Genomic DNA, 6,219 nt, shown 5'->3' on the forward strand with positions numbered 1-6,219 from the left:
GCTTTCTATACTTGTAAAAACAGGGTTTTATGAACCCTTATATAAGTGCGCCCAAAAATCTACTTTATTTTTCACTCTTCCTCCTATATAACAAAGGCGTTCTCCTGCCCGTTTATTGTAACAAAAGAACGCCGTTTTGTGTATGATCTTTTACAGAGTTACACCCTGTTTGAAAATAGCCATATCATGGAAGCCTGCTGCTTCACTGCATACCTGTTTGCCGGAAGCAGTCTCCACTACCAGATCAAACAAAGCCTTGGTCTCCTCTTCCATGGTCTTATCCTCTACCAGTACGCCGGCATTGAAATCGATCCAATTGGACTTTTTGCCTGCCAGACGGGAGTTGGTAGCGATCTTCATGGTAGGAACCGGAGATGCGAAAGGAGTTCCACGTCCTGTGGTAAACAGTACGATATGTGCTCCTGCGGCTGCCAGTGCGGTAGCTGCTACCAGATCGTTGCCCGGTGCGGACAAAAGGTTCAGTCCCGGAGTCTTCACCGTATCACCATACTGCAATACACCCTTGACCAGAGCACTTCCGGACTTCTGGGTACATCCCAGAGACTTGTCCTCCAGAGTGGAGATACCTCCCTTTTTGTTGCCCGGAGAAGGATTCTCGTAAATAGTCTGATTGTGACTCTTGAAATAATTCTTGAAGTCATTGATCAGATCTACGGTCTGGTGGAACAGTTCCTCGTTGGCACAACGGTTCATCAGAATGGTCTCTGCACCGAACATCTCGGGAACCTCGGTCAGGATGGTGGTGCCACCCTTGGAGATCAGCAGATCGGAGAAACGTCCTACCAGAGGGTTGGCGGTAATACCGGACAGTCCGTCACTGCCGCCGCACTTCATACCGATGACCAGCTTGCTTACGCTGATGGGCTCTCTCTCGAACTTGGAAGCATAATCAATCAGGCCCTTGATCACCTCTACGGAATCTGCGATTTCATCCTCGTGCTCCTGGCATACCAGGAATTTCACACGGTTCTCATCATAATCGCCAATGTAAGGCTTTAATACATCAATGTTGCTGTTCTCACAGCCCAGTCCCAGTACCAGAACACCACCTGCATTGGGATGATTAATCAGGTCTGCCAGAATCTTACGGGTATGCTCCTGGTCATCACCCATCTGGGAACAACCATAGGGATGAGGGAATGCGATAACCTCTTCCACACTGCCCTTAACGAATGCATTGGCCTGCTTTGCAATGGCGGTTGCCACGTTGTTGACACAGCCAACGGTGGGGATGACCCAGATCTCGTTACGAACACCTACTTTGCCGTCCGGACGGTTGAAGCCCATAAAAGTCACATCTTCCGTCTTCTTCTCCTCTACCGGAGTGGGGTTGTAGGTGTACTCCAGCAGATCGCCCAGAGCGGTCTTTACATTATGAGTATGGATCCAGCTGCCCTCTGCGATGTTCTCCTTGGCATTACCGATACGGTAACCGTATTTGATGACCTCGCCGCCTTCGGGAATATCAAAAATAGCCATCTTATGTCCTGCGGGGATCTCCTCTCTGGCGGTAACGGTCTTCTGACCGTCACCTACAGAGACTGTGATCTTCTCACCGGCAGGAATCGTATTTAATGCTACGACTACATTATCATTGTCATTAATTTTTAAGAAATCTTGCATAATGCTGCCCTCATGCCATTTGCCTTAATATCATCCAGGTATGCTACAACTGCATCGGTCAGTCCGGGAACCTTGTTCAGATCCTGGCCGAAGAAGTCTTCATTACCAAGGAAGGAAGTTACGAAAGTCTTGGTGTCCTTCTCACAATTTGCTGCGAAGAACTCCAGAACTGCTTTGTCATCCATGATGTTGTATTCCTGACCGTCTCTATGACCGATCAGAGCCTTATCGCGGATCTCGGTGCCATGGTAGAATGCCATCAGTGCTGCGATGGAGAAGGTCAGATGAGCGGGAAGCTTACCGGTCTTCTCAACATAACCTAACAGGCTGGGCATACATCTTGCTCTCCACTTGGATACGGAGTTCAGGGAGATAGCAAGCAGTGCATGATCTACATAAGGATTGTCGAAACGGTTTACAACCTCACCTGCAAACTGCTTCAGTTCCTCCTCAGGCAGAGACAGGGTAGGGATTACTTCGTCATAAATGGTCTTCAGCATGAAGTTACGGATATCGTCATCATGCATGGACTGTCTTACGATGTCGTTGCCGCACAGGTAAGAAGCCAGTACGAAAGAGGTATGCGCACCGTTCAGGATACGAACCTTTCTCTGCTTATAAGGCTTCTGATTGTCAGTGAAGATAACAGGAAGTCCTGCATCGGGAAGAGGGAATTCCTTGCTGATGTCCTTAGCGGATTCGATAACCCACAGAGCAAACGGCTCACCGGTTACCATGATGTGGTCTTCGTAACCCAGCTTCTCCCATTCTTCCTTCTCGGTAGCACGGGGATAACCGGTAATGATACGGTCTACCAGAGTAGAGGTGAATACACATGCCTCATCTACCCACTTTTTGAACTCATCGCCCAGTCCCCACAGCTCGATCAGCTGCATTACGCACTTCTTCAGCATAATACCGTTGTCATCGATCAGCTCTACGGGAAGCATTACTAGGCCCTTGCTCATATCACCCTTGAAGGTCTCGAATCTGTGATATAAGAACTTGGTCAGCTTGCCGGGGAAAGTCTTGGGAGGCTCTAATTCAAACTTATCGGTATCATCATATACGATACCTGCCTCGGTGGTGTTGGATACTACGAAACGTAAGGTATCGATCTCGGCAAGTCCCATGTACTTGTCATATTCATTATAAGTGTCTACAGCATCTGCAACACTGGTTACGATTCTATTAATAATCTTGGCTTCACCGTTCACATTACCGCGAAGGGATACAGTATACTGGCAGTCCTGCTTGTGGAACATATCCAGGTTACCGAACTCGATGGGTTTGATCAGAACGATGTCTCCATCGAACTTGCCCTGCTCGTTAGCGATGTCGATCATGTAATCTACGAATCCACGTAAGAAATTACCCTCGCCGAACTGTACCACCTTGATAGGTCTTTCCTTTTTACCGGTCTTTGCCTTGTTTAAGATATCCATTTTGTCCTCCATTCTACGCTTAGCGTATCCTATCTGCACCGTCTTACGGCACTCTATTACCTGCACTTACTTTCCCCGGCACGCCTTACGAACGAATCTGTTACACCGCCCGGGGCATTGTCTTTGGTCTGAATTGTAGGAAGTTTATGTAAGTACTTTCATGATTCATTTTACTTCAAAAAAATGGTTTCGTCAATCACCAAAAAAAGAAAGTTTTATTTTCGTGAAACTACCGATTTTATCAGCAATATTTCGCTTTGATAAATTTTTGGCATATGAGAAGTTGAAAAAGTATCTTGAAAAAAGAGAAGTCTTTCGTTATAATTCAGATATAGCTTTTTTATGTAACTACTTACATTTTTCTTACATATCTTTTTACACACTGTTACATAGAAGCAGAGAGGAAGCCACAGATGACAATTTACGATATTTCTGAAAAGGCCGGTGTCTCTATTGCTACTGTTTCCCGCGTACTCAACGGAAGCAACAATGTAAGCGAGAAAACCAAGAAAAAAGTGCTGGATGTGATCAACCAGTACGAGTACACTCCCAACGCATTCGCCAGGGGATTAGGTCTCAACACCATGAAGACCATCGGTATCATGTGTGCCGACAGTTCGGATCCGTACCTTGCCAAAGCGATCTACTATATTGAGCAGAAGCTTCGGGCCAACGGTTACGACAGCATCCTGTGCTGTACCGGTTATGATCTGGATACCAAAGCAAGTTCCATGAACCTTCTGATCACGAAAAAAGTGGACGGCATTATATTAGTAGGTTCCAACTTTATCTACGAGAAGGAAGATGACAACAAATACATCCTCGACGCTGCCGGACAGGTGCCTGTGATGCTGTTGAATGCAGCCATGGACGCTCCCAATGTTTACAGCATCGTATCGGATGATTTTACTTCCATGTATGATGCCACCATGGAAATGATCCGTTCCGGAGTGGAAGACATCCTGTACTTCTACAACTCCACTTCTTACAGTGGTAAGAAAAAGCTGGCCGGTTACCGTGCCGCCATGGAGGAAAAAGGACTTCTGACCAACGGAAGCTTCCTGCAGCTCTATCAGGGATCTCATGAAGATATTCCCGCTATGGCAGACCAGCTGCTGAAGCTGCATGCAAAGGGAATCACCTTCCACGGTGTCATTGCTGCTGACGATTCTCTGGCACTGGGTGCTCTGAAATACGCCCGTGAAATGAAGCTGCGGATTCCGGAGGATCTGGCTATCATCGGTTATAATAATTCCATGCTGGTGAACTGCTGCGATCCGGAGCTGACCAGTATCGACAATAAGCTGGAAACACTCTGCCAGCATCTGATCACAACGCTGATGGGCGTTCTGGGCGGAAGCGAGATGCCGAAGAAGACTGTATTCTCCGGTGAACTGGTAAAACGCGGTACCACAAAGTAGCTTGTGGGCACATATAGGCATTTGTTTATGACAGCACGGGGGAGCTGCAAATCACCCCTTTTCTATATTTATCACTATAGTCGCCGGATCCCTACCGGATCTGACTCATATGAACATGGAGGATTTTTAAAATGAAAGCATTTATGGACAAGGACTTTCTGTTAGAGACCGAGACCGCCAAAAAGCTGTTCCACGACTACGCAGAAAAAACACCGATTCTGGACTACCATTGCCATATCAATCCCAAGGAGATTGCTGAGGATCGTCAGTTCGACAACATCACTCAGGTATGGCTGGGCGGCGATCACTACAAGTGGCGTTTCATGCGTTCTTGCGGTGTGGACGAAAAGTACATCACCGGTGACGCTTCCGATTACGAGAAGTTCTGCAAATGGGCTGAGTGCCTGGGCAAGGCTATCGGCAACCCCCTGTTCCACTGGAGCCATCTGGAACTACAGAGATACTTCGGTTACAATGGCGTTCTGAACAAAAACACCGCTGACGAAGTATGGAACCTGTGCAACGAAAAACTGCAGCAGCCTTCCATGAGCGTTCGTAATCTGATCAAGCAGAGCAATGTTACCCTGATCTGCACCACCGATGATCCTATTGATTCTCTGGAGTGGCACAAGAAGCTGGCTGCAGATGATACTTTCGATGTAAAGGTTCTGCCCGCATGGAGACCTGACAAAGCTATGAACATCGAGAAGCCCGATTATCTGGATTATCTGGAGAAGCTGGCTGCTGCTGCAGGCATGACCGAGATCAACTCCTTCGCAAGCTTAAAGGAAGCTCTGAAGAACCGTATGGCATTCTTCGCATCCATGGGTTGTAACGTATCTGACCATGCTCTGGAGTATGTAATGTACTATCCCGCTTCCGACGATGAGCTGGAAGAGATCTTCTTAAAGAGACTGAACAAAATGGTTCTGACCAAGGAAGAGGAACTGAAGTTCAAGACCGCATTCATGCTGTTCGTAGGCAAGGAATATCACAAGCTTGACTGGGCTATGCAGCTGCATTACGGTTGTAAGCGCGACAACAATACTCTGATGTTCGAGAAGCTGGGTCCCGATACCGGTTACGACTGCATCAACAACTACGCTCCTTCCGCACAGATGGCTGACTTCCTGAACGCTCTGATCGTAACCGACGAGCTGCCCAGAACTGTCATCTACAGCCTGAACCCCAACGACAACCAAGCCATCGGTACCATCCTCGGATGCTTTCAGGATTCCACCGCTGTTGCCAAGATCCAGCAGGGTTCCGCTTGGTGGTTCAACGATCACAAGACCGGTATGCAGGATCAGATGATCTCCCTGGCTAACCTGGGCAACCTGTCCGGATTCGTTGGAATGCTGACCGATTCCAGAAGCTTCCTGTCCTACACCCGACACGAGTACTTCCGTCGTATCCTGTGCAACCTGATCGGTAACTGGGTAGAGAGTGGTGAATTCCCTGCAGATTACGATACTCTGTCCGAGATCGTAACCGATATCTCCTACAACAACGCTAAGAGATATTTCAAGTTCCCTCTGGCATAAAATTATAAGAATAGTGCAATCCCCCGGCTGGTTATTTGGCCGGGGGTTTTTATGTAAATAGAAAGTTAGTGAAATACATTGGCAAAATCCACGAACTCCCGGAGCATGCGATACACATGTCTCGATGTAAGGTCTCCGGATGTGAATTTTCTACGAAAAGTGATG

General features: G+C 47.5%; 4 protein-coding genes. 2 read left to right on the forward strand and 2 right to left on the reverse strand.

Features of this window, described 5'->3' with window-relative positions:
* Positions 1–150: 150 nt before the first annotated feature.
* Both OCV96_RS16635 and OCV96_RS16640 read right to left on the reverse strand, forming a co-directional pair.
* Positions 151–1,644, reverse strand: a complete 1,494-nt coding sequence (locus OCV96_RS16635) for a UxaA family hydrolase (protein ID WP_262594989.1) — start codon at positions 1,642–1,644, stop codon at positions 151–153.
* The gene (locus OCV96_RS16640) at positions 1,629–3,089 is read right to left on the reverse strand and encodes a tagaturonate reductase (RefSeq protein WP_118505705.1); all 1,461 of its coding nucleotides are present in this window, start codon (positions 3,087–3,089) and stop codon (positions 1,629–1,631) included. Before OCV96_RS16640 ends, OCV96_RS16635 begins: the two co-directional genes overlap by 16 nt.
* Positions 3,090–3,502: 413 nt before the next feature.
* Between OCV96_RS16640 and OCV96_RS16645 the strand changes: the two genes are divergently transcribed.
* Together OCV96_RS16645 and uxaC are read left to right on the forward strand one after the other, a co-directional pair.
* Positions 3,503–4,510 carry a LacI family DNA-binding transcriptional regulator gene (locus OCV96_RS16645; protein ID WP_227064826.1) on the forward strand — a complete coding sequence of 336 codons (1,008 nt, stop codon included), beginning with the start codon at positions 3,503–3,505 and terminating at the stop codon, positions 4,508–4,510.
* Positions 4,511–4,641: 131 nt separating this feature from the next.
* Positions 4,642–6,054: a glucuronate isomerase gene (gene uxaC, locus OCV96_RS16650; RefSeq protein ID WP_227064827.1), complete on the forward strand. Its 1,413-nt coding sequence runs from the start codon at positions 4,642–4,644 to the stop codon at positions 6,052–6,054.
* The last annotated feature ends 165 nt before the right edge of the window (positions 6,055–6,219 follow it).

The organism is Waltera acetigignens (genome assembly GCF_025567015.1).
Classification (GTDB): Bacteria; Bacillota; Clostridia; order Lachnospirales; family Lachnospiraceae; genus Acetatifactor; species Acetatifactor acetigignens.